At 44.4% G+C, this 2,540-nt stretch carries 3 protein-coding genes; all 3 read right to left on the reverse strand.

The window, feature by feature from the left end; genetic code table 11:
• Positions 1 to 101 precede the first annotated feature (101 nt).
• The 3 genes from AS194_RS01515 to AS194_RS01525 all read right to left on the reverse strand — a co-directional run bounded on the left by AS194_RS01515 (position 102) and on the right by AS194_RS01525 (position 2,388).
• Positions 102 to 878 (reverse strand): ABC transporter permease, encoded by a 777-nt coding sequence (locus AS194_RS01515; RefSeq protein ID WP_152978580.1) that lies wholly within the window; start codon positions 876 to 878, stop codon positions 102 to 104.
• 103 nt (positions 879 to 981) lie between these two features.
• On the reverse strand, positions 982 to 1,818 hold the full coding sequence (locus AS194_RS01520; protein ID WP_058023731.1) for an ATP-binding cassette domain-containing protein: 837 nt from the start codon (positions 1,816 to 1,818) through the stop codon (positions 982 to 984).
• 6 nt (positions 1,819 to 1,824) lie between these two features.
• Entirely contained in the window at positions 1,825 to 2,388 is a 564-nt protein-coding gene (locus AS194_RS01525) for a thioesterase family protein (RefSeq protein ID WP_058023732.1), read from the reverse strand.
• Between the last annotated feature and the right edge of the window lie 152 nt (positions 2,389 to 2,540).

The following is a 2,540-nucleotide window of genomic DNA, read 5'->3' on the forward strand; positions in this document are numbered from 1 at the left end:
GTACCACTTTTAATATTGATTGACTATGGATAAACAACGGTCTGGTTTTTTAGAATGATAACGCTTGATCGTCAACCTGAGAGATAAGATCAAAGGAGAAACTAACGAGGTAAAGTAAATTGCTGATTTTTATTAAAAAAGCGTCGATAAATCAGTAAGGCGCTAATCGTACAGCCAAGCGTACTACTTACACATATCAAAAACATCGTCACTATCTGATAGCGTACCGCTTGAGTGGGGTCGGCGCCAGCCAGTATTTGCCCCGTCATCATACCGGGCAAGCTGACAATACCGACGACCAACATGGAGTTGAGCGTTGGGGTCATGCCATTTGTGATTGCGGCACGAATCTGCTCATGGACGGCCTCAAATGGTCGAGCTGAAAGACTCAGCATCATCTCGATACGCCCTTGCTGCTCATGAAAAGTTTCAATCAGCTGATTGCTCGTTAAGGAGATGGCAGTCAAAGAGTTGCCTAGTATCAGGCCCAGTATAGGAATAATAAATTGCGGCGTATACCAAGGCTGCACTCTTAGGATAACGATCATCGCTATTGCAGTGACCAGTGTCGCTGAGGTGCCGACGGCTATTAGCGTATCGGTTAGCAACCCTTTATAGCTGCGTTTGACACGATTTTTGGCAGCACTCCCTGCAATCAGAGTCATGATGGTCAAAATCAGCAGGACCTCATACCACTGCTCACGGGCAAAAATCCATGCCAGTATCAGACCGATAAAGCTCAGCTGCACGATTGTACGAACAGCGGCCATTAAGAGTGTGCTCGTCAGCTTCAAACGCAGCTGCCATGATATGAGTAATACGATGATAATCAGACCGCTGGCAAGCGCAATATCACTGTAAGTTAAAAATACTTGCATATGATTCATACCGTTGATGGGGCTCATTATAAAGGAAGGCAGTAATGTCATGAGCACGATGTAATGAAGGTTTCGAGCAAGTTTTTGAGCATCATATCGTGCCCTAGAGCGCTTCGGTTAGTACACCTGCTTGCATATGCCAATGTCTACTGGCCAATGACATAATCTCTTTGGTATCGTGAGTTACCCATAATAACGAGCGCTGCCTGTTGGCCTGCAACCATCTCATCAGCAAGCTGACCAACTGCGCTGAGGTGTCGATATCTAGCGCGGCGGTTGGCTCATCTAGTAATAGTACTCGCGGATTGAGTTGTAGTAGGCGTAAGGTATTGACCAGCTGACGCTCACCACCCGATAAGTGGTTGGCCTCTTGTTGCAAAAAGTCTGCATTTTTATTCAAAGACGCAAGTTGGGTCAAATGCCAGTTTATATCAAAACTTTGGGTCTGATGCGCGTCTAAAGCATAAGGCATCTTTAAATTATCAAGGACATTGCCCTCTAACAGCTGTGGCTGTTGAGCAAGCAGCGCCACTTGCTTGCGCCAAGTAATTGGCGATGTGGCGTGAATGCTTTCATCTCGCTGATGTGGCGTGGCATCACTACGCAAATGAATATCACCAGTGCTCATCGGCAACAATCCTGCCAGCACCCGCAAAAGGACAGATTTGCCACTACCAGAAGCCCCTGTCAACACGGTGATTTGTCCTGATAGTAGCTTGCCACTCGCACCGTTTATCAATATGCGGCTATGAGGCGATAGTCCATCAGATAGCGCATTTTTTTGTCGCTTATTTAACCACCTTTGATAGAGTTTATGCGGTACAAAGATTTTTGTCTGTTCACCACTACTATGCTTAGGATTATCGCTACCGACTACCGGCCTGCCATGCACCCAGAGATTATTAAATTCAAGCAAGGGTCTATCAGGATCAATGCGCATAGCGTTCTACAGTCGCTCGTTCGTTTGCTCACTAATGGCTTGTTCAATGGCATCTCGTAATTCTTTTGGTACACGGATAGGTCGCATGGGTGTGGTATTTACTGCGTTGTCAGGTTGAGCGTTATTTGTTTCGTTATTAGCCATTGGTTCTGGCTTAACGAGGTTTTGTACACAAGCAATGACGATTTTGGTGCTACTTAATATCTGGCTACTAGTTTTGTCTGATGTGCTGCGATGAATGCTTTGATAAAATATGATGCTAGCAGGCTTTAGCTCTACTTTATCGATACGTACAGAGATGACTTCATCTAAGAGAATGGCTCTCTTGTATTGTAAATCCGCCTGACTCACGACAAAATGCTGTATGTCGCCATCATCAGTTTGCAAAAAGTATCCGTTTAAGCCCAGTTTGGTAAACCAATCACGGCGGCAGTTTTCAAAAAACACCAGATGGTTGGCATGATAAACGATGCCGCCTGCATCCGTATGGTTGATGTAGACGTTATAATCTTTAGCAAATAGTGGTTCCATATTATTCACGGCTGTATTTTTATGCTCAGTTGTCGTCATAAGGGTGCTCAGTATTTTTGATAAAGGTTGTTTGGCGAACGTAATTTATATATGTGGGTAAATAAGAAACCCAACAAAAAATAGTCTCTATTAGACCTCTTGCAAAAGTCATAGGTTAAGCTCGGAATTAATGATACCAGCAAACAGCTTCA

It is taken from the genome of Psychrobacter piscatorii (genome assembly GCF_001444505.1).
Classification (GTDB): Bacteria; Pseudomonadota; Gammaproteobacteria; order Pseudomonadales; family Moraxellaceae; genus Psychrobacter; species Psychrobacter piscatorii_B.

Coding starts and splice junctions, on each gene's coding strand:
- AS194_RS01520 (WP_058023731.1), bottom strand. CDS start 1,818: ATGCGCATTGATCCTGATAGACCCTTGCTTGAATTTAATAATCTCTGG.
- AS194_RS01525 (WP_058023732.1), bottom strand. CDS start 2,388: ATGACGACAACTGAGCATAAAAATACAGCCGTGAATAATATGGAACCA.
- AS194_RS01515 (WP_152978580.1), bottom strand. CDS start 878: ATGCAAGTATTTTTAACTTACAGTGATATTGCGCTTGCCAGCGGTCTG.